17 protein-coding genes are annotated in these 20,081 nt (G+C 70.6%); 8 read left to right on the top strand and 9 right to left on the bottom strand.

The genetic code is table 11. The features are described 5' to 3' along the window. The first annotated feature begins 261 nt into the window (after positions 1-261). The 5 genes from serS to HNR00_RS12865 all read left to right on the top strand — a co-directional run bounded on the left by serS (position 262) and on the right by HNR00_RS12865 (position 7,605). Positions 262-1,683 (top strand): serine--tRNA ligase, encoded by a 1,422-nt coding sequence (gene serS, locus HNR00_RS12845; RefSeq protein ID WP_183569850.1) that lies wholly within the window; start codon positions 262-264, stop codon positions 1,681-1,683. Further along, the gene (gene surE / locus HNR00_RS12850; protein ID WP_183569852.1) at positions 1,683-2,447 is read left to right on the top strand and encodes a 5'/3'-nucleotidase SurE; all 765 of its coding nucleotides are present in this window, start codon (positions 1,683-1,685) and stop codon (positions 2,445-2,447) included. The genes serS and surE overlap by 1 nt, the downstream gene beginning before the upstream one ends. A gap of 144 nt (positions 2,448-2,591) precedes the next feature. Beyond that, a complete protein-coding gene (locus HNR00_RS12855; protein ID WP_183569854.1) occupies positions 2,592-3,263 on the top strand; it encodes a protein-L-isoaspartate O-methyltransferase family protein in 672 nt (223 codons plus the stop codon). Positions 3,264-3,386: 123 nt separating this feature from the next. Further along, the gene (locus HNR00_RS12860) at positions 3,387-4,835 is read left to right on the top strand and encodes a M23 family metallopeptidase (RefSeq protein ID WP_183569856.1); all 1,449 of its coding nucleotides are present in this window, start codon (positions 3,387-3,389) and stop codon (positions 4,833-4,835) included. A gap of 127 nt (positions 4,836-4,962) precedes the next feature. Next, positions 4,963-7,605, top strand: coding sequence for a tetratricopeptide repeat protein (locus tag HNR00_RS12865; protein ID WP_183569858.1), 2,643 nt, complete (start codon positions 4,963-4,965; stop codon positions 7,603-7,605). Here HNR00_RS12865 and HNR00_RS12870 read toward each other — a convergent pair. From HNR00_RS12870 to HNR00_RS12910, 9 genes are all read right to left on the bottom strand, one after another. Beyond that, entirely contained in the window at positions 7,567-8,460 is an 894-nt protein-coding gene (locus tag HNR00_RS12870; protein WP_183569861.1) for an ATP-binding protein, read from the bottom strand. The two genes, HNR00_RS12865 and HNR00_RS12870, sit on opposite strands and share 39 nt — an antisense overlap. Positions 8,461-8,672: 212 nt before the next feature. Then, entirely contained in the window at positions 8,673-10,043 is a 1,371-nt protein-coding gene (flbD, locus tag HNR00_RS12875) for a sigma-54-dependent transcriptional regulator FlbD (RefSeq protein ID WP_183569863.1), read from the bottom strand. 282 nt (positions 10,044-10,325) lie between these two features. Beyond that, positions 10,326-10,673, bottom strand: a complete 348-nt coding sequence (gene fliN, locus HNR00_RS12880; protein WP_183569865.1) for a flagellar motor switch protein FliN — start codon at positions 10,671-10,673, stop codon at positions 10,326-10,328. 7 nt (positions 10,674-10,680) lie between these two features. Further along, positions 10,681-11,298 (bottom strand): FliH/SctL family protein, encoded by a 618-nt coding sequence (locus HNR00_RS12885; RefSeq protein ID WP_183569867.1) that lies wholly within the window; start codon positions 11,296-11,298, stop codon positions 10,681-10,683. Continuing rightward, a complete protein-coding gene (gene fliG, locus HNR00_RS12890) occupies positions 11,298-12,323 on the bottom strand; it encodes a flagellar motor switch protein FliG (protein ID WP_246390599.1) in 1,026 nt (341 codons plus the stop codon). Before fliG ends, HNR00_RS12885 begins: the two co-directional genes overlap by 1 nt. Before the next feature lie 72 nt (positions 12,324-12,395). Then, positions 12,396-14,027: a flagellar basal-body MS-ring/collar protein FliF gene (gene fliF / locus HNR00_RS12895; RefSeq protein WP_183569871.1), complete on the bottom strand. Its 1,632-nt coding sequence runs from the start codon at positions 14,025-14,027 to the stop codon at positions 12,396-12,398. A gap of 206 nt (positions 14,028-14,233) precedes the next feature. Beyond that, positions 14,234-14,509: a CtrA inhibitor SciP gene (gene sciP, locus HNR00_RS12900; RefSeq protein WP_056238806.1), complete on the bottom strand. Its 276-nt coding sequence runs from the start codon at positions 14,507-14,509 to the stop codon at positions 14,234-14,236. A gap of 130 nt (positions 14,510-14,639) precedes the next feature. Next, complete coding sequence (locus tag HNR00_RS12905; protein WP_183569873.1) at positions 14,640-15,311, bottom strand: flagellar hook assembly protein FlgD; 672 nt, start codon at positions 15,309-15,311, stop codon at positions 14,640-14,642. Positions 15,312-15,323: 12 nt separating this feature from the next. After that, positions 15,324-16,805, bottom strand: coding sequence for a flagellar hook-length control protein FliK (locus HNR00_RS12910; RefSeq protein ID WP_183569875.1), 1,482 nt, complete (start codon positions 16,803-16,805; stop codon positions 15,324-15,326). A gap of 268 nt (positions 16,806-17,073) precedes the next feature. Between HNR00_RS12910 and mnmA the strand changes: the two genes are divergently transcribed. From mnmA to HNR00_RS12925, 3 genes are all read left to right on the top strand, one after another. Further along, positions 17,074-18,231 carry a tRNA 2-thiouridine(34) synthase MnmA gene (mnmA, locus tag HNR00_RS12915; RefSeq protein WP_183569877.1) on the top strand — a complete coding sequence of 386 codons (1,158 nt, stop codon included), beginning with the start codon at positions 17,074-17,076 and terminating at the stop codon, positions 18,229-18,231. Between the two features lie 123 nt (positions 18,232-18,354). Further along, entirely contained in the window at positions 18,355-19,011 is a 657-nt protein-coding gene (locus HNR00_RS12920) for a class I SAM-dependent methyltransferase (protein ID WP_183569879.1), read from the top strand. A 133-nt stretch (positions 19,012-19,144) separates the two neighbouring features. After that, positions 19,145-19,924 carry a TVP38/TMEM64 family protein gene (locus HNR00_RS12925; RefSeq protein WP_183569881.1) on the top strand — a complete coding sequence of 260 codons (780 nt, stop codon included), beginning with the start codon at positions 19,145-19,147 and terminating at the stop codon, positions 19,922-19,924. The last annotated feature ends 157 nt before the right edge of the window (positions 19,925-20,081 follow it).

Here is a 20,081-nt window from a genome sequence, read left to right on the forward strand (position 1 = left end):
ATCACAGGCCGGACATATGGATGCAGGTCAGCGCAACCAGATCACCGCTCCAAACCTTGCGAGAAGGGGGCCGTCCACATATGGATTCCGGGTTCCGCTGCGCGGCCCCGGAATGACGGTGTAGTTTTTGATTTGAGACGCTTCTGAACGGCTTGGGCGTGCTCACCAGCCCGATCCGTGTCTCAAGCCGCTTCCGGCCGCTCTTGTGGTGCCGGGGGCGTTGCGGCAAAGCGGGCCCCGTTCGAGCCCCGAGAGCCGCCCATGCACGACATCCGCGCCATCCGCGAGAACCCGCAAGGCTTCGACCACGATCTGAAGAGACGCGACCTCGCGCCCCTGTCGGCCGAGCTGATCGCCCTCGACGACGCCCGCAAGGGCGCGGTCTCGGCGGCGCAGGCCAATCAGGAGCGGCGCAACGCGCTGTCGAAGGAGATCGGCGGCGCCAAGAAGGCGAAGGACGAGGCCCGCGCCGCGGAACTGATGGCCGAGGTCGCCCGCCTCAAGGACGAGGCGCCGGGCCTGGAGGCCGCGCAAGCGGAAGCCGCCCAAACCCTCGACGCGCGGCTGGCCGCGATCCCGAACCGGCCAAAGGACGACGTGCCCGAGGGCGCCGACGAGCACGGCAACGTCCTGTATCGCGAGTTCAGTTCGTCGCGCGAAAAACTCACGGAAGGCCGCCAGCATTTCGAGCTGGGCGAGGCCACCGGCCTGATGGATTTCGAGGCCGCCGCCAAGCTCTCGGGCTCGCGCTTCGTGGTGCTGAAGGGGCAGCTCGCCCGGCTGGAGCGGGCGCTCGGGCAGTTCATGCTCGACCTCCACACGGGTGAGCATGGGTATACGGAGGTTGCGCCGCCGATTCTGGTGCGCGACGAGGCGATGTTCGGCACGGCGCAGCTGCCGAAATTTCGAGAAGATCAGTATGCAGCTGTTGACGGCGTAACACTGAATCAGCTTCAGCAAAATCTGGAAGATACCCAAGACCCGTCCACAATCTACAATACCCCAAAAGGCACTCCTAGTTTAGCACGAGACAACGCACGGGATGTGCTAGAATGGCTCCCTAAAGGCCGTCGATGGCTGATCCCCACCGCCGAAGTTCCCCTCACCAACCTCGTGCGCGAGTCGATCCTCACCGAGGACGCGTTGCCGCTGCGCCTCACCGCCCTCACCCCCTGCTTCCGCGCCGAGGCCGGCGCGGCGGGGCGCGACACCCGCGGCATGCTGCGTCAGCACCAGTTCAACAAGGTCGAACTCGTCTCGATCACGACTCCCGAAAAGTCGGCGGAGGAGCACGAGCGCATGCTCGATTGCGCCGAGGCGGTCCTGAAAAAGCTCGACTTGAGCTACCGGGTGATGACGCTCTGCACCGGCGACATGGGATTCGCCTCCCAAAAGACCTACGACATCGAGGTCTGGGTGCCGGGCCAGCAGACGTATCGGGAAATTTCCTCGTGCTCGGTCTGCGGCGATTTCCAGGCGCGGCGCATGGGCGCGCGCTTCCGGGGCAAGGAAGGCAAGGCCGTCAACTTCGTCCACACCCTCAACGGCTCGGGCGTCGCGGTCGGCCGCGCGCTCATCGCCGTGATGGAGAACTACCAGAACTCCGACGGCAGCATCACGGTCCCGTCGGCGCTCGCGCCCTACATGGGCGGCCTCACCCGGATCGAGGGACCGAACACCTGATGCGCATCCTGGTCACCAACGACGACGGCATCCACGCGCCGGGCCTGGAGACGCTGGAGGGCATCGCCCGCGCCTTGAGCGACGACGTCTGGGTCGTCGCGCCCGAGACCGACCAGTCGGGCGTGTCGCACTCGCTCTCGCTCAACGATCCGCTGCGCCTGCGCCAGATCTCGGAAAAACGGTTCGCCGTGAAGGGCACGCCGTCGGACTGCATCATCATGGGCGTGGCCCACCTGCTCAAGGACCATAAGCCCGACCTCGTGCTGTCGGGGGTCAACCGCGGCCAGAACGTCGCCGAGGACGTGACCTATTCGGGCACCATCGCGGGCGCCATGGAGGGCACCATCCTCGGCATCCGCTCGATCGCGATGAGCCAGGCCTACGGCGCGGGCGGGCGCACCGCCATCAAATGGGCCTGCGCCGCCGCGCACGGGCCACGGGTGATCCGAAAGATCCTGGAGACGGGAATCGAGCCCGGCATCGTCGTCAACGTCAACTTCCCCGATTGCGAGCCGGACGCGGTCGCCGGGGTCGCGGTGTCGGCCCAGGGGCGGCGCAACCAGGAACTCCTGCGCATCGACGCCCGCCAGGACGGGCGCGGCAACCCGTATTTCTGGCTCGCCTTCGCCAAGGCGCGGTTCGAGCCGGGCAACGGCACCGACCTGAAGGCGATCGCGGAGAACCGCATCTCGGTGACGCCGCTACGGCTCGACCTCACCGACGAGCCGGAGCTGACCCGCTTCGCCAAGGCGTTCGAGGAATAGCAGGATGGCCGGGCCCGACGTGGTCTCGGATGGCGCGCGTAACCCGACCGGTGGTCGGCTTCCGCGCGTTCGGCGGACGCCCGCCGCCCCGCATGTGCGGGGGCCATCGACGATGAGGCATCGTCGATGGGACGTCTGCCGAGGATGAACACGAGCGAAGACACGGCCGGCCTCAGCCGGGCGATCGGCAGCGCCGCCTTCGTGCTGGCGCTCCGCGAGCGCGGGGTGCGCGACACCGCCGTGCTGCGGGCGATGGAGCAGGTGCCGCGCGAACATTTCGCGCCGCCCCACCTGCGGGAGCATGCCCGGCGCGACATCGCCCTGCCGCTGCCGCACGGGCAGACCATGACGGCGCCCTCCGTCGCCGCCGCCATGCTCGGCGCCCTCGACGTGCAGGCAGGCGCCCGCGTGCTGGAGGTCGGCACCGGGTCGGGCTACGTCACCGCCCTGCTGGTGCGGCTGGGCGCCGGCCACGTGCGCAGCCTGGAGCGCTACGCCACCCTCGCCCGCGCCGCCCGCGACCGGCTGGGAGCCAATCTCAACGACGCCACGGTGGAGGCCGCCGACGGGCTCGGCCCCGGCGGCAGCGAGCGGCAGCGTTTCGACCGCATCCTGATCAACGGCGCCGTGGCGACCGTGCCGCCGCATTGCCTCGCGGCGCTGAACCCCGGCGGGCGGCTGGTCGCGGGGCTGTGGAGCGGCAGCACCTGCCGCCTCGTGACGCTCAATCGCGACGGCGAGGGCGCGCCGACGCGCCTCGACGGTCCCGTCCTGCGGCTCGGGCCGATGACGCCGGGCCGGGCGCGCGTGTCCTGAAGGCCGCAACCCGTCCCGCCAGCGCACGAAACCGACGCACGCCGCGCCCAAGGGAACGGATGCTTAACCTGAATCCCGTTTGAATAGTCGCATCAAGTTGCGTCAGGTGGAACGGGTGCGTCGATGCGGGTTCGGGGTTCGGTTCTGGGCTTGAGGACGGTGTCGCGCTTCGCCCTCATCGCCGTCATCGGTGGCGGTCTCGCCGCCTGTTCGTCGGACGCCTCGCGTCTGGGCGATCCCTTCGGCAACCCGTTCTCGGGGCTGATGGGCGGTGAGCCCGCCGCCACGGGCAGCCTCGGCGGCGAGGGGGAGGCCGACATCGCGCCGGCCCCCGCGATCCGCACGCCGCGGGTCCAGTCGCAGGCGCTGCCCGCGCCGAACCTCTCGCCCCGTCCGATGGCGATCGGCCCGGCCCCGGCCGCCACCGCCGCCCGCGTGGCCTCGGCCGAGGCCATGAGCGCGACGTCCGGTGTCGTCTCCGGCATGAACCCGTCGGCCGCGGGCCTGAACCCGGATGCGGGCCGCGCCATGACCCCGCGCGCCGCCTCGCCGGTGCCCGCGCCGAAACTCCAGTTCGGCAAGCCGGCCGACAAGGCCGAGGAGAAGCTCGCCGAGAAGAAGGCCGCCGAGGCCGCCGCCCGCGAGGCCGCCACCAAGGCCGCCGAGGCGAAGGCGGTGGAAGCCCGCCGCGAGGCCGAGCGGCAGGCCGCCGCGGCCAAGATCGCCGAGGCCAAGGCCGCCGAGAAGGCCGCCGCCGCCAAGGCCGCGGAGTCGAAGAAACTCGCCGACGTGAAGAAGGCGGTCGAGGCCAAGAAGGCGGCAGAGGCCGAAGCCAAGAAGCTCGAGGACAAGAAGTCCGAGGGCAAGCTCGCGGACGCCAAGAAGCGCGTCCGTCCGGGCCAGACCGACAAGGCCGAGACCAAGGAAGCCAAGGCGGACGCGAAGACCGCCGACCCCAAAGCCGAGGCCAAGCGCAGTGCCGAGGCCGAGGCCGCCCGCAAGGCGGAAGCCGAGGCGAAGCTCGCCAAGGCGGACGCCGCCCGGAAGCTCGCCGAGGCCAAGGCCGCGGAGACCGCCGCGAAGGCCGCCGCCGCCAAGGAGGCGAAGGAAGCCAAGGAGACCAAGCAGGCCGCCGCAGCCCCGGTGAAGGTCGCGAGCGCCGACGCCGCCGCCCCGGTGGCGGCTCCGGCCGCGAGCGAATCCGCCGAGTCGTTCCGCTGGCCGGCCAAGGGCCGCGTCATCAACGGCTACGGCTCGGCCGGCAACGAGGGCATCAACATCGCGGTGCCCGAGGGCACGCCGGTCAAGGCGGCCGAGGACGGCACGGTGGCCTATGCGGGCTCGGACGTGAAGGGCTACGGCAAGCTGGTGCTGGTGCGGCACAACAACGGCTACGTCTCGGCCTACGCCCATAACGGCGAGCTCGACGTGCGCCCCGGCGAGAAGGTGAAGCGCGGCCAGACCATCGCCAAGTCGGGCGCGACCGGCAACGTCACCTCGCCCCAGCTCCACTTCGAGATCCGGAAAGGCGCGACCCCGGTCGACCCGATGCCGCACCTCGCCAGCAACTGATTTTTGGGTTTCGGGACAGAGGCGGCGGCTCCGGGAGGGGCCGCCGCCTTTCGCTTGCGCGGGCACAAGCGTTGCGTGAGGGAACGGCTCGGGCCATCCTATCGGCGAACCTCGATCCGCCGCCGCAATGCCTCCCCCCCGCCTTTCCGACCTTCCGCACGCCAACCGCATCTTCGTCGATCGTGAAGAGCCGCAGCGCGTCTTCGAGACGGCGGCCTTCGCGATTCCCGCCGACCGCGCCGCCTTGCGCGTGTTCTACGGCATCGGCGGCCAGGGCAAGACCGCGCTCTGCCGCGAGTTGATCCGCAAGACCGGGCCGGGGGGCGACCCGTCCTACGGCTTCCTGCGCTGCGCGCTGCTCGACCTCCACGGGCGCCCCAAAACCGATCCCGACCTGTTGCTCGTCTGGATCCGCAACGGCTTCGCCGAGGCCGGGATCGACCTGCCGGCCTTCGATCTCGCCCTGGCGCTGGCCTGGGAGGCGTCGCGCGGGGAGGCGCCCTTCCCGACGCTGACGAAGCCCTGGCTGGCGCGCGCGACCGGCACGGCGCGCAACGCGGTGGACGAGGGCGGCAACTGGCTCGGCAGCGACACCGCCAAGGAGATGATCGGCGAGGCGGTCGGCGAGATTCCCGGCGTCGGCTTCCTCGCCCGGCGCCTCGGCAACTGGGCGATCGACCGGGGGAAGCGCGCCTATCTCGACCGCACCCGCGACTCGCTCAAGCGGCTCTATGACGACACCGGGGCGCTGAGGCCGCCGCACGAGCTGTCGGCTTTGCTGCCGTGGATGCTGGCGCAGGACCTCAACCATTACGTCGCGCGGCACCCGGACGAGCGGCTGGTGCTGTTCATCGACGAGTACGAGCGGGTCTTCGAGCAGGGCGGCGCGGGTGCGCGCTGGGTCGAGAACCCGTTCGACCGCCACATGCGCGCGCTGCTGGGCGAGACGAACGGGCTCTTGGCCGTGTTCTTCTCCCGCGAGCGCCTGCCCTGGGAAGCGAACTCGGACTGGCGCGACGACCTCGCCGGCCACCAGCATCTTTTGGGCGGCCTCGCCGACGCGGATGCCGACGCCTTCCTCGCGGCGATCCCGATTGAGGACGCGGCGATCCGCGCAGCGATCATCGACGGCGCGCGGGAGCGCGCGGGCGCGGAGGCCCCGGTCTACCCACTGATGCTCGACCTCCAGGTCGAACACTGGCGCAACCTCTCGGCCAAGGGACAGGCGGCACCCGAGCGCTTTACCGTCGAGGCGGAGACCTCCGACGACCGCTGCATCAAGATGATCAAGCAGGTTCTGCGAGATTACGGCGATCCGCTCCAGACGACGATCGAGCGCCTGTCGGTCGCGCAACGCTTTGACCGTGCCGCCTTCGCTTGCGTGGTAAAAACCTTCGGCACGGCCGTGCCACAGGACAGCTTCGAGCGGATTGCAGACCTATCCTTCGTCACCCGCGCGCCCGACGGGTTCCTTAGCCTGCACGACGTGGTCGCCGTGGCGATCCGCAGCCAGTTGGACGAGGACAAACGGCGTACGTCGATCGATGCCTTGCTCGACCACTACACGGCACGGGCCCGCGTCGAGTCGCATTTCGATCTGACGGACGCGCACGTGCTCGCGCTGTTCGAGGCAGCGTCCTTAAGATGGGCACAGGGCGCCGAAGGGTACGTCACTTGGCTTTTCGAAATCGTGGAGCCATTACAAATTTCCGCTCGATATGCCGAAGCTACGGCACTCTGGCGCAATGCCCTGACCCTGATCGAGACAGCACTTTACTCCAATCACCCGGACACAATCAAAAGCCTCAACAACCTCGCCTTCCTCCTCAACGTACAAGGCGACTATGCTGGAGCTAGGCCCTTCTACGAACGCGCTCTGGCTATGCGCGAGGAAGCGCTTGAACCTAACCATCTCGACACGGCCTTAAGTCTCAATAACCTTGCCGGCCTGCTCAGGGATCAGGGCGATTATGCTGGAGCCAAGCCACTTTGCGAGCGTGCCCTCGCTATCCACGAGATGGTGCTCGGACCCAACCACCCCGACACGGCCATAAGCCTCAACAATCTTGCCGACCTACTCAATAATCAAGGCGACTATGCCCGAGCCAAGCCTCTTTACGAGCGCGCCCTCGCTATCCAAGAAATGGCGTTCGGACCCGACCACCCCGGCACAGCCATAAGCCTCAACAACCTTGCCGGCCTACTCAGCAATCAAGGCGATTATGCAGGGGCCAAGCCCCTCTGCGAGCGCGCCCTAATTATTACAGAGGAAGCATTTGGACCTAACCACCCCCAAGTTGCCAGAATTCTCAACAACTTCGCGGGGCTTCTTATTGCGCAAGGCGACTGTGCAGGGGCTAAACCCCTCTACGAGCGCGCCCTACTCATCACAGAGGAATCACTCGGACCTAGCCATCCCAACACGGTCACGAGCCTCAACAACCTCGCCAAGTTGCTCAGTGCACAGCGCGAATATGAGAAAGCCAAACCTCTCTACGAACGCGCCCTGGCCATCGCTGAGAAAACACTCGGACACGACCATCCCAACACGGCCACGAGCCTCAACAACCTCGCTGGGCTGCTCGACAACGCTGGAGCTGAACCCCTCTACAAGCGCGCCCTAGCCATCTGCGAGAAAGCGCTCGGACTAAATCATCCAACCACGCGGATCGTCAGAGAAAATCTCGAAAGCGTTCTTTCGGGTCGTCCAATAATCTCTTTCGCCACAGGCTCATACACCTTCAAGCCGCTGCCCCAGCCGCCCCGCTAAATCCTGGATGAACTGGAACGCCGTGCGGCCCGAGCGCGAGCCCCGCGTGGTGGCCCATTCGAGCGCCTCGGCGCGCAGCCGCTCCGGCTCCGCGGTCAGGCCGTAGCGCTCCGCGTAGGCGGAAATCATCGCCAGATATTCGTCCTGGCTGCATTTGTGGAAGCCGAGCCAGAGGCCGAAGCGGTCGGAGAGCGAGACCTTCTCCTCCACCGCCTCGCCGGGATTGATCGCGGTGGAGCGCTCGTTCTCGACCATCTCGCGGGCGAGCAGGTGGCGGCGATTGGAGGTGGCGTAGAACAGGACGTTTTCGGGCCGGCCCTCGATGCCGCCGTCGAGCGCGGTCTTGAGCGACTTGTAGGAGGTGTCGTCGGCGTCGAACGACAGGTCGTCGCAGAACACCAGCCAGCGGTGGGGATCGTCGCGCAGCAGGCTCATCAGCTCGGGCAGCGCCTCGATGTCCTCGCGGTGGATCTCGACGAGCTTCATCGCGAGATTTGTCCCATCGGTGCCCTCGGCGCGGCGCCCGTTGATCTCGGCCTGCGCCGCCTTGACCAGCGACGACTTGCCCATGCCGCGGGCACCCCACAGCAGGGCGTTGTTGGCCGGGAGCCCCTTCGCGAAGCGCTCGGTGTTCTCCACCAGCGTGTCGCGGGCGCGGTCGATGCCGGTCAGCAGGCCGATCTCGACGCGGTTGACCTTGGGCACCGGGATCAGCCGGCGCTCGGGCCCCCACAGGAAGGCGTCGGCCGCCGAGGTGTCGACCTTCGAGACGGAAGGGGGCGCGGCGCGCTCAAGCGCGGTGGCGATCCGTTCCAAGAGCGGCAGCAGGTCGGCGGGCGTCGGCGCAGCGGCCATGGCGATGTCCGGTTCTCAGGGGAGGGCACCCGCCCTCGTGTCGCCCGGCTGTGTAGGCGCTTCGCACGCAAATGGGGAGGCAGGATGCATGCACGGCCTCGGACCCGACCGACGGGACCACGCGACGCCTCGCTGTCAGGAGGATTTCGCCGAGGAGGGCAGCGCCCTGGAGCCGCGACAGGACTCGTCCTCTCGCAACCTCGACGGATCCCTCACCCGTAGGCCGCCAGCGCCCGCACCCCGCCCGGCTCGGCCACCGGCACACCGGCATCGACATATTCGTTGAGCTTGTTGCGCAGCGTGCGGATCGAGATGCCGAGGATGCGGGCGGCATGCGTGCGGTTGCCGAGGCAATGGTCGAGGGTGTCGAGGATCAGGTCGCGCTCGACGTCGGCGACGGTGCGGCCGACGAGGCCGCGGGTGGCGGCCTCCGCCAGGGTCGCGGCGCGCTCGACCGGGCCGGAGGGAGCAGCATGAGCCAGGGATTCGCCCTCCGGGCTCAGGATCGCGTCGGGACCGATCTCGGCGCCCTGCGCCAGCAGCACGGCGCGGTGGATCGTGTTCTCCAGTTCGCGCACGTTGCCGCGCCACGGGTTGCGGGCGACGAGGCTCTGGCCCTCGCGGGCGAGCGCGCGGACCGGCACGCCGTTGATCTCGGCGTATTTGCGGGCGAAGTGGGCGGCGAGTTCGAGGATGTCGGCGGGGCGCTCGCGCAGCGGCGGCAGGCGCAGGTGCACGACGTTGAGGCGGTAGAACAGGTCCTCGCGGAACGTCCCCTTCTTGACCTCCTCGGCGAGGTTGCGGTTCGAGGTGGCGAGCACGCGGATATCGACCTTCACGGGGGCTGCGCCGCCGACCCGGTCGATCACCCGCTCCTGCAGGGCGCGCAGGAGCTTGGATTGCAGCCGCACGTCCATCTCGGAAATCTCGTCGAGGAGCAGCGTGCCGCCGTTGGCCTCCTCGAACCGGCCGATGCGCCGGGCGACCGCCCCGGTGAACGCACCCTTCTCGTGGCCGAACAGCTCGGATTCGAGCAGGGCCTCGGGGATCGCCGCGCAGTTGACGCAGACGAAGGGCCGGCTGCCGCGGTTCGACTTGGCGTGGACGTGGCGGGCCAGCACCTCCTTGCCGGTGCCGCTCTCGCCGGTGATGAGCACCGAGGCCTCCGAGCGGGCGACCTGCTCGGCGAGCTTGACCACCCGCTCCATCGACGGATCGCGCCAGACGAAGCTGCGGGCATCCGCCGCCACCGCCTCCAGCACCGCCGCGATCAGCTCGGGATCGGGCGGCAGGGGGATGTACTCCTTGGCGCCGGCCTGGATCGCGGCGACCGCGGCGCGGGCGTCGGAGGCGATGCCGCAGGCGACCACGGGGGTGCGGATGCGCTCCTCGGCGAGCGCCCGCACGAGCCGGGCGATGTCGAGCCCGACATCGGCCATGACGAGGTCGCCGCCCTTGGCGCGCAGCACCGCGAGCCCCTGCTCGATGCCTTCCGCATGGGTCACCGAGGCGCCCCGGTGCATGGCGATCTTCGAGGCGGTGACCAGCTCGCCCGAGAGCCGTCCGACGATGAGGAGCCGCATGACGTCGTCCTGTTCCTGATCCCGTCGGCGAGTGACCGCCTCGGTTGAGCGTGCATCCCCTCTCCCCGCACGCGGGGAGAGGGCCGCGACGACCCTGTCGTCGGCGCGGCGAGGCGGCAGCCGAAGGTGAGGGGGCGGTTCCGGAGAGGCACATCCTGAGACGCCCCCTCACCGTCGCTCCGGCTTCGCCTTCGCTTCCCGTAGGCACGACAAGGTGCCTACGGGCCTCTCCCCGCGTGCGGGGAGAGGGGGGCCCGGCGGAGCCGGGCACGAAAAAAACGGCTAGTGATCGTTCTTGATGATCTCGGTCATGGTGACGCCGAGGCGTTCCTCGACGAGGACGACCTCGCCGCGGGCGACGAGGCGGTTGTTGACGAAGACGTCGATGGCCTCGCCGACCTTGCGGTCGAGCTCCAGCACGGCGCCGGGGCCGAGGCGCAAGAGGTCGCCGATCGGCATGCGCGAGGAGCCGAGCACCGCCGAGACCACCACCGGCACGTCGAAGACCTGCTCGAGGTCGGCGGCGCTCTTGGGCGTGGTCGGCACGTCGCGCACCGAGCCGGGGCCGCCCTCGTCGTAGGCGAGGTCGGTGTCGTTGAGCTGGGGCAGGCTGAAATCGTCGCGGGGCATCGGGGCCTCAGGGCTCGGAAGGGATGCAGGGCGTCAGGGCGTCGGCGACGGCGGCCTCGATGCGGGCGCGCGTGCGCACCACGCCGCCGTCGGCCCATTCGAGGCGGGCGTCGCCCGGCGGCATGTCGGGCTCGCCGAGCACGACGAGGCGGCCCTCGAAGCCGTGCTCGCGGGCCAGCCGCCGCATCAGCGTCTCGGCCTCCTCGACGAGGCTCTCGTTGAGCCGCAGCACGAGATGGGGCACGCCGCGCAGGTGGCGGAGCGCGGCGCGGGCCGCCTCCTCGACGCCGGCGAGCGGCTTCGCGTCGATGGCCTCGCCCGCGATGCGTTTCGCCAGCGCGGCGGCGAAGGCCAGCGCCTGCGCCTCGCGCTCGGCGTCGCGGGCATCCGACTGGTGGATCAGTCCGGCGGCGGCGAGGCCGACGCGGGTGAGGGCGTCGGCGAGCCGCGCCTGCCCCTGGGCGGCGGCCTCGGCGCGGCCCTCCTGCAGGCCGCGGGCATGCGCCGTGGCCGCCGCCGCATCGCGCTCGGCGGCGGCCTGGGCGGCGGCTTCGGCCTCGGCCGGGGAGGGGCCGCGGGCGCGGCCGAAATCGGTGTCGAACAGGAACGGGCGGGAGGCGCGCATCAATAGACCAGCTCCTCCTCGCCGCCGTTCTTGGCGATCATGATCTCACCCTTCTCGGCCAAATCCTTGGCGAGCTCGGTCATCTTGGCCTGGGCCTCGTCGACCTCCTTGAGGCGGATCGGGCCCATCGAGCCCATCTCGTCGTTGAGGTTCTTGGCCGCCCGGCTCGACATCTGGCCCATGAAGAAGCCCCGCACCCGCTCGTCGGCGCCCTTCAGCGCCCGGCACAGGGTGTCGTTGTCGACCTTGCGCATCAGGGTCTGGACCGAGCCCGGATCGAGCTTGAGCAGGTCCTCGAAGGTGAACATCAGCTGCCGGATCTTCTTGGCCGAGCCGCGGTTGGCCTGGTCGATCGCGGCGAGGAAGCGCGTCTCGGTCTGGCGGTCGAAGGCGTTGAACACCTCGGCCATCAGCTCGTGCGCGTCGCGGCGCGTGGTCTGGGCGATGGTGGAGACGAATTCGACCCGCAGGGTCTCCTCGATGTGGCGCAGGGCCTCCTTCTGCACCGTCTCCATCCGCAGCATCCGGTTGAGCACGTCGATGGCGAATTCTTCCGGCAGGATGGTGAGGACCTTGGCGGCGTAGTCGGCCCGCACCTTCGAGAGCACGACGGCGACCGTCTGCGGGTACTCGTTGCGCAGGAAGTTCGCGAGGATCTCGGGGTCGATCTGGACGATCGAGCCCCAGACGCGCTTGCCCGACGCGCCCTTGATCTCCGCCATGATCGAGGAGACCTGCTCGGGCGGGAAGATCTTGAGCAGCAGTGCCTCGGTGCGCTCGAAGTTCGAGGTCATGCCGCCGCCCGAGGAGAGGCGCGAGACGAAGTCGACGATCAGCTTCTCGACGGTGCCGGCCTCCAGCGAGCCGAGCTGCACCATCGCGTGGGAGACGATCTTGATCTCCTCCTCCTCCAGGCGCTGCCAGATCGGCGCGCCCTCCTCCTCGCCGAGCAGCAGCAGCAGGGCGGCGGCGCGCTGCGGCCCCGGCATCTGCGCGAAGGCGGCCGACGAGTCGATGCTCTCCATCGCGGCGGTGAAGTTGACGCCCGCGGACGGATTGACGCCTGCCGACATGGTGCTGCTCCCTCCTCAGGCGTCTCAGGTGTCGTGGATCCAGTTGCGCAGCACCTCGACGGTCTCGGTCGGGCTCGCCCGCACCATGTCGACCACGCGCTCCACCGTCTCGGCCTGGATCTGGCCGTTGATCTTGGCCGATTCCAGGAAGCGGTTGGTGCTGCTCGTGCGCGCCGGCTCGGACCCGCCCTCGCCCGCGGCGGCCTCGCCCCCGCCGGCCAGCGCCAGCGCGCCGGCCGGCCCCATGATCGCGGCCATCGGCGTCTCGGATTCGAGCACGCGCCGGAGGAGCGGGCGCACCACCGCCATCAGCACGATCAGGGTGAGGAGGCTCAGCACGGCGAGCTCGACCATGCGCATCACCTCCTCCTTGCTCGGGCTCATGAGCGACTGGAGCAGGCTCGGCTCGGCGAGGTCGCCCACTGCCGGCACCTCGGCGAAGCGCAGGTTGACCACCTCGACCTGATCGCCCCGCGCCTTGTCGAAGCCGACCGCGGTGCGCACCAGCGCGGCGATCCGCTCGATCTCGGCCGGGGGGCGCGGCTGGTAGGTCGCCTTGCCGTCGGCGCCGGGCACGTAGAGCCCGTCGACCACCACGGCGACCGAGAGGCGCTTGAGGCGCCCGCCCTCCAGGGTCTCGACCCGGGTGACGCGGGAGATCTCGTAGTTCGTGGTCTCCTCGTTCTTCTGGCTCTGGTCCTTCTGGGCCTGCTGGCCCTGCCCCTGGCCGGCGCCGGGCAATTCGTTGCCGACGGTGACCTGCCCCTCGCCGCCTCCACTCTGCGAGTTCTCGGAGCGGGTCTGGGTCGAGCGCACGACGCGGCTCTCGGGATCGAAGCTCTCCGAGCGGCTCTCGACCCGGTTGAGGTCCATCTCGGCGGCGACCTGCACCCGCGCGCGGCCCTGGCCGACGATGCCGGCGACGATCTCCTCGATCTGCGCGCGCAGGCGCCGCTCGATGCCGCCCTGGCGCTCCTCCATCAGGCCCGCGCCCTCGGCCTCGGCGCCCCGCGCCCCGTCGGCGAGCAGCCTTCCGCGCTCGTCGACGATCGAGACCCGCTCGGGCTTCAGGCCCTCGACCGCCGAGGCCGCGAGATGGCGGATGGCGCGCACCTGGCCCGGATCGAGGTCGCCCATCAGCTTGACCACGATGGCGGCGGACGGGGCCTCGCGGTCGCGCTCGAACAGGCGCCGCTCCGGGATGACGAGGTGGACGCGGGCCGCCTGGACCCGGCCGATGGCGCGGATCGAGCGGGCGAGCTCGCCCTCCATCGCCCGCAGGTGGTTCACGTTCTGGACGAAGCTGGTGGAGGAGAAGGCGTCGCCCTTGTCGAAGATCTCGTAGCCGACGCCGCCCTGGCTCGGCAGGCCCTTGCCGGCGAGATCCATGCGCAGCTTGGCCAGATCGGCGCGGGGCGCCATCACGGTCTGGCCGGAATCGCCCTTGGTCTCGTAGGCGATGCCCCGCGCATCGAGTTCCCGGACGACGGCGGAGGAATCCTGCATCGACAGGTCGGAGAACAGCACGCCCATGTCGGGGCGCGAGACCCGCAGGATCACGAAGGCGAAGAAGCCGACGAGCGTCAGCGTCACGGCCGCCATCGCGGCGATGCGCGCGGGGCCCAGCTTCGTCACCAGTTCGAGGATCGGCTTCACGGTCGGTCGCGGCCCACGGCGAGAGGCGCGGGCGCATGTCCGGCGCCCACCCGGCAAGAATTGCCCAGGCGGTGGTTAGCGGGGGGTTAATGCGGGGCGGCGGGACCGTTCAGAAACGCGAAAGCCGCCTTGCGTCTCCGCGAGGCGGCTTCCCGATGAGCTGGGCGAGACAAGCCTCGCACCAGACTGATCCGTTTGAAGAAGGATCAGTGCCGGTAGTGCTGGATGCGCGTGGTGCGCAGGCCCGCGAGTCCGTGCTGATCGATGGAGTACTGCCAGCTGAGGAATTCCTCGGTGGTGAGGGTGTAGCGCTGGCAGGCCTCCTCCAGGCTGAGGAGACCACCGCGCACCGCGGCGACGACTTCGGCCTTGCGGCGGATGACCCAACGGCGGGTGGAAACGGGGGGGAGATCGGCGATCGTCAGGGGGCTGCCGTCGGGCCCGATCACATACTTCACGCGGGGCCGGGGGGTCTCGGTCATGATACGCTCTACACTCGACTGACCTGTCGAGAGCCAAGCTACTTGCGCCCGCTTAAAAGTTCTTGAAGTGGGTCGATCGAATGTGATTCGTCGTTTTGGGGCAGGTGTGGAAAACGCTTGCTGCACCGCATCAAGTCGCTGATGCCACGAGCGATTTGACCGCCGACGCCGGAACGCGCGCCGAACCGATGGTCAGCACCGGCTCCGTGCCGCTGAGGTCCACCCCGTCGACCTTGCCGCTCACCTTGGTGTCGACCGCGACCTTGGCGCCGGTGGCGTCGATGGCGTCGACCGTGATCGTGTACTGCCCGTCCTTGACGGTGAGGCCGGAGGCGGCGGCGCCGTTCCAGTCGAAGGTTTGGCTGCCGGCCTTGAGCGTCGTCGTCTTGGTGGCGACGACGCTCCCGTCCGCACCCTTGATCGTGACGATCGCGCGGGCCGCGGCGCGGGCCGGGTTGAGGCTCCAGCTTGCCTTGCCGCCGGTCAGGTCGGTGGTGGCGCCCTCGGCCACGACCGAGCGGCCGATCAGGCTCGAGGTCGAGGCCGCGGCCGAGGCCTTCGAATTGGCCATGATCGTGCCGAGCTGGTCGTTGGTCTTGAGCTGCTGCTCGACGCCCGCGAACTGCACCAGCTGCTGGGTGAACTGGTTGGTGTCCATCGGGTCGAGGGGGTTCTGGTTCCGGAGCTGCGTGGTCAGCAGCGTGAGGAACTGGGTGAAGTTGCCCGCGATCGCCTTGGTGTCGACCGTCGTGGTGGCCGTCGCGTTCGTGATGCTGGTGCTGCTGCCGATGCCCGCGGCCATGGTCTTTATATCCTAGATGCGGATGTCGAGGCCGCCCGTCGCGCGCAGGCGGCGGAGGGCGGAGGGATCGAGGGCGAGGGCTTCCGCCTCGCGGCCGGTCGCGGCGCCGGTGCGCGCGCCGGGGGCGCTGGCCTGCTCGGGGGTGCGCCCGGAATTCTGGCCGTCCTGGCCGCCCGTCTCGCCGCGCAGCGACAGGCCGATGCCGTCCGTGGCCTCGAAGCCGGCCTGCGCCAGCGCCTGCTGCAGGGCGCCCGCGTCGCGCTGGAGCAGCGCCAGGGTCTCGGGCCGCTCGACGGTGAGATGGGCCCGCGCCCGCCCGGCCTCCCGGTCGAGGTCGAGCGACACCTCGATCGCGCCGAGTTCGACCGGATCGAGCCGGATCGCGAAGCGGGCGGCCCCGGCGAGCGTGCGCAGGCCGATCGTCATCGGCACGGCGCCCAGCGGGATCGGGGCGGGCAGGGCAGGGGTGTTCCCCGCGGCAGGCGCGGCTTCCGCTGCGGCCGCAGCGGCGGGGCCGCCCGGCGCGGCGGTGTTTTGTAAGGGGGAGGAGAGAGCAGGCGCGGCGCCGGCATCGCTTCCGCTCGCGGCCGCGGCCAGCGCGGCCTCGAAGGCCTTAGCGCCGCCGAGCGCGTCGCCGTTGGCCCCATCGCCCGCGGCCACCTCAACCTTGGCCACCTCACTCTTGGCCACCTCACTCTTGGCAACATCGTCCCCGGTCGTTCCGGCTTCGGCCGTACCGGCCGGCTCGGCCCCGGCCGCAGCCTCTCCGACGGGCACGGCCGCGAAGGCTTGGCTTCCCGGCGCGACGACCGGCTCCGCCGACACCGCATGGCCGGGCTGCCCCTCCCATGCCGTCCCGGAGGCCGACGCGACCGGTGCCGCCGCAGGGGCGGGAACCGGCATCGGCGCGGGGCCGGCGACGCCTTCGGGCGTCGGATCGGTTGCCGCAGCCTCATCCTCCCGCGCCGCGCGCTCTTCGGCGGAGCCTTCGCCCGTCGCAGCGGCGACCGCACCCGCCGCGCCTTCCGGCGCAGGGGCCGCCTCGCCCGCCGCACCGGCCCGCTCGGCGTCCTTCGTGTCGCCGCCCTGCGCCTTCGCACCGTTCGCCGGGCGCGGCGCGGCTTCCTTCGGCGCGCTCTTCGGGCCGCCCTTGTCCGCGCCCTCGGCCGTTTCCGGGCGCGGCGCAGCCGCCTCGGCGGCCGGTGCCTCGGCCGGCGGCGCGCGCTTGGCCGCCCCAGCGGCCGCCGCCCGGCTCGCATCGTCCGCCGGCCGCGCCTCGCGCCCGACCTCGGCTTGGCGAGCATCCGATTGGCGCGCCTCGGCAACGCGGGCGCGATCCTGCCGCGCGGCGGCGGTCCGAGCCTCTGCCTGCGCCGCGTCGCGGCGATCCTGATCGAGGCTGAAGCGCTCGACGGTGGCGGCGCGCGTCGGCACGGCCTGCCGCGCCGACGACCATGCCGACATCTCCGTCCTGTCCGTGCGTGCGACCGTCATGCCTCGACCTCGTTCCGGCAGCCCCGGCGCAAGCCGCGCGCCAGTCCGCCGATCGGGCAAGCCGTTCACGGATCGAACGAATTTTCCGCTGCCGTCGACCCGCCCCGCGGCAGGCAAGCGAAAAATGCCGCCCGCCCGGCAGGTTTTGCCGGCCCAGCCCCTCGGTCCGTCCCTGGAAAACCGGGATCGGGATCGCTATAGACGAGGCCACGCGCGCGCCCTGTGCCGCTCGCGCCCTCGCGACGGTCCGCACGGGCCCATCACGGCCATGAACTCGCTCGATCTCCCGAAGCCCCCGCACGAGACGCGCGTCGTCGTCGCCATGTCGGGCGGCGTGGATTCCTCGGTGGTGGCCGGGCTGCTGAAGCGCGAGGGCTACGACGTCGTCGGCGTCACGCTCCAGCTCTACGATCACGGCGCGGCGACCCACCGCAAGGGCGCCTGCTGCGCGGGGCGCGACATCCACGATGCCCGCAACGTCGCCGAGACGCTGGGCATCCCCCACTACGTCCTCGACTACGAGGACCGCTTCCGCGAGTCGGTGATCGACCGCTTCGCCGAGAGCTATCTGTCGGGCGAGACGCCGATCCCCTGCGTCGAGTGCAACCGCTCGGTCAAGTTCCGCGACCTGCTCGGCATGGCCCGCGATCTCGGCGCCGAGGCTTTGGCCACCGGCCACTACGTCGCGAGCCGGCCGGCCGCGGGGGGAGGGCGCGCGCTCTACCGCGCCCTCGATCCGGCCCGCGACCAGAGCTACTTCCTCTACGCGACCACGCCCGAGCAGCTCGCCTTCCTGCGCTTTCCGCTCGGCGAGCGCCCCAAGGACGAGACCCGGGCGCTCGCCCGCGACCTGGGGCTGACGGTCGCCGACAAGGCCGACAGCCAGGACATCTGCTTCGTGCCCCAGGGCGGCTATGCCGACGTCATCGCCAAGCTGCGGCCCGAGGCGGCCCGCCCCGGCGCCATCGTCGATCTGGAAGGCCGCCAGCTCGGCGAGCACCAGGGCATCGTCCACTACACCGTCGGCCAGCGCCGCGGCCTGAAGCTCTCGGTCGGCGAACCGCTCTACGTCGTGCGGCTGGAGCCCGAGACCGCCCGCGTCGTCGTCGGCCCCCGCGCCGCGCTCGCCACCCGCCGCATCCGGCTGACCGGCCTCAACTGGCTCGGCGAGGGCGCGCCCGAGACGCTGGCCGACCTGCCGGTGGCCGTGCGCGTGCGCTCCACCCGCGAGCCGCGGCCCGCGCGCCTGTCGTGGAACGCCGCGGAGTCTTGCGCCGAAGTCGAACTCGCCGCCCCCGAGGACGGCGTCTCGCCGGGGCAGGCCTGCGTGATCTACGCCGACGACGGCCCCCGCGCCCGCGTGCTCGGCGGCGGCACCATCCGCCGCATCGGCGCGTTGCAGGCCGGAGCGGCCGAGGCGGCTTGATGGGACGCCTCGCGCAAAGCCCGTCGCAATCCGGTTTTCCGATAGCTTTATCCCTCGCCCCGTCCCGGCCTCAGCCCGGTTCGCGGCGCGACGGGACGATCTGAGAAAAGGGTCACGCACGCAATGCTGAACCAGCGGGCGCCCGAGGCCGGGCCGACCACCGACCTGATGCGCAAGGCCTATGCCCGCTGGGCGCCGGTCTACGACGTCGTCTACGACAAGCTGACCGAGCCCGCCGCCCGCGCCGCCGTCCAGGCCGCCGTCGCCCACGGGCCGCGGGTGCTGGAGGCCGGCGTCGGCACCGGCCTGTCGCTCGGCTACTACCCGCGCGACAGCTTCGTCTGCGGCGTCGATCTCTCGCAGGACATGCTGAAGCGCGCGAGCCGCAAGGTCGCCCGCCGCGGCCTCACCCACGTCAAGGGCCTGCAGGTCATGGACGTGTGCCGCCTCGGCTACCGGGACGCCAGCTTCGACGCGGTGGTGGCGCAGTTCCTGATCACCCTGGTGCCCGACCCGGAAGCGGCGCTGACCGAGTTCCTGCGGGTGGTGCGCCCCGGCGGCGGCATCGTGCTCGCCAATCATTTCGGCCAGTCCAACGGCCCGGTCGCCCGCGTCGAGGAGATCGTCGCCCCGCTCTGCACCAAGATCGGCTGGTCCTCCGACTTCAAGGCGACCCGCATCGAAGCCTGGGCCCGCCGCAACGGCGTCGAGGTGATGGGCCTCGCCCCGACCTTCCCCGGCGGCTTCTTCAAGATCCTCCGGATGCGCAAGCCCGGCTGATGGGCAATTCCGGGATCCCAAAGGGATCATCCCTTTGGCGGGGCACCGGGGCGGAGCCCCGGTCTCCCTCCCAACCAGGGCTCCGCCCTGGACCCGCGAAAGGGCTTGCCCTTTCGAAACCCAGGATCGGGCGATGATGGAGGGTGGTCCCCGGCGGCGGGTCTGGCTGCGCTGGCTGCCGCTCGTGGTGCTGCTGGCCCTGTCCCTCGGGATCGCCGCCGCCGGCGGCGCGCGCCTGCTCGATCTCGACCGCATCTCCGAGGCCCGCGCCGCGCTCCAGGCCGCCGTCGCCGAGGACCGGGCGCGGGCCATCGCGCTCATGGCCCTCGTCTTCGTCGGCGGCGTGGTCGTCTCGATCCCTGCCGTCACCGTCGCGCTCACTTCCCTCTCCGGCCTCCTGTTCGGCACGCTCACCGGCGCCCTGATCTCGGTCGGTTCGGCGACCACGGGGGCGATGATCGTGTTCTCGATCGGGCGGCTCGCCGCGGGCGACCTGATCCGCCGCCGGGCCGGCCCCCGCCTCGGGCGCTTCGCCGAAGGCTTCCGCCGCGACGGCTTCGGCTACGTCCTGACCCTGCGGCTGCTGCCGATCTTCCCGTTCTGGATGACCAACCTCACGCCCGCGGCCTTCGGGGTGTCGTTCCGCAGCTTCTTCCTCGCCACCCTGCTCGGCCTGATGCCGGGCGCCTTCGTCTTCGCCGGCCTCGGCGCCGGCCTCGACGAGCTGCTCGCCGCCCGCGAGGCGACCCGCGCCGCCTGCCTCGCCGCGGGCGGCACGGATTGCGCCGTCGGCCTCGACCTGCGCTCCCTGGTGAGCCCGACCCTGATCGCCGCCCTCGCCGGACTCGCGGCCTTCGCGCTCCTGTCGGTTTATCTACGCAGACGTCTTGAGCGACGGACGCTCCGCGCATAAGACTTGCGCACAAGCGAGTGGCGCACGCCCCTCGTCCCGGGCGCCTCGGCCAGAGGTCAGGCCGGGGCGAGGGATGCGCCGCTCAGATCGACAGCCACAACGACGGGTGACGCTTGAGACGGCCCCGCTTTCCGTTCTCGCGCCGGGCTGGCACCCC

The sequence above is a fragment of the Methylorubrum rhodinum genome (assembly GCF_014199935.1).
Lineage (GTDB): Bacteria > Pseudomonadota > Alphaproteobacteria > Rhizobiales > Beijerinckiaceae > Methylobacterium > Methylobacterium rhodinum.

Excerpts from the sequence above, each read along its gene's own strand:
- serS (WP_183569850.1), top strand. The coding sequence starts at position 262 with ATGCACGACATCCGCGCCATCCGCGAGAACCCGCAAGGCTTCGACCAC.
- surE (WP_183569852.1), top strand. The coding sequence starts at position 1,683 with ATGCGCATCCTGGTCACCAACGACGACGGCATCCACGCGCCGGGCCTG.
- HNR00_RS12855 (WP_183569854.1), top strand. The coding sequence starts at position 2,592 with ATGAACACGAGCGAAGACACGGCCGGCCTCAGCCGGGCGATCGGCAGC.
- HNR00_RS12860 (WP_183569856.1), top strand. The coding sequence starts at position 3,387 with ATGCGGGTTCGGGGTTCGGTTCTGGGCTTGAGGACGGTGTCGCGCTTC.
- HNR00_RS12865 (WP_183569858.1), top strand. The coding sequence starts at position 4,963 with ATGCCTCCCCCCCGCCTTTCCGACCTTCCGCACGCCAACCGCATCTTC.
- HNR00_RS12870 (WP_183569861.1), bottom strand. The coding sequence starts at position 8,460 with ATGGCCGCTGCGCCGACGCCCGCCGACCTGCTGCCGCTCTTGGAACGG.
- flbD (WP_183569863.1), bottom strand. The coding sequence starts at position 10,043 with ATGCGGCTCCTCATCGTCGGACGGCTCTCGGGCGAGCTGGTCACCGCC.
- fliN (WP_183569865.1), bottom strand. The coding sequence starts at position 10,673 with ATGCCCCGCGACGATTTCAGCCTGCCCCAGCTCAACGACACCGACCTC.
- HNR00_RS12885 (WP_183569867.1), bottom strand. The coding sequence starts at position 11,298 with ATGCGCGCCTCCCGCCCGTTCCTGTTCGACACCGATTTCGGCCGCGCC.
- fliG (WP_246390599.1), bottom strand. The coding sequence starts at position 12,323 with ATGGAGAGCATCGACTCGTCGGCCGCCTTCGCGCAGATGCCGGGGCCG.
- sciP (WP_056238806.1), bottom strand. The coding sequence starts at position 14,509 with ATGACCGAGACCCCCCGGCCCCGCGTGAAGTATGTGATCGGGCCCGAC.
- HNR00_RS12905 (WP_183569873.1), bottom strand. The coding sequence starts at position 15,311 with ATGGCCGCGGGCATCGGCAGCAGCACCAGCATCACGAACGCGACGGCC.
- HNR00_RS12910 (WP_183569875.1), bottom strand. The coding sequence starts at position 16,805 with ATGACGGTCGCACGCACGGACAGGACGGAGATGTCGGCATGGTCGTCG.
- mnmA (WP_183569877.1), top strand. The coding sequence starts at position 17,074 with ATGAACTCGCTCGATCTCCCGAAGCCCCCGCACGAGACGCGCGTCGTC.
- HNR00_RS12920 (WP_183569879.1), top strand. The coding sequence starts at position 18,355 with ATGCTGAACCAGCGGGCGCCCGAGGCCGGGCCGACCACCGACCTGATG.
- HNR00_RS12925 (WP_183569881.1), top strand. The coding sequence starts at position 19,145 with ATGATGGAGGGTGGTCCCCGGCGGCGGGTCTGGCTGCGCTGGCTGCCG.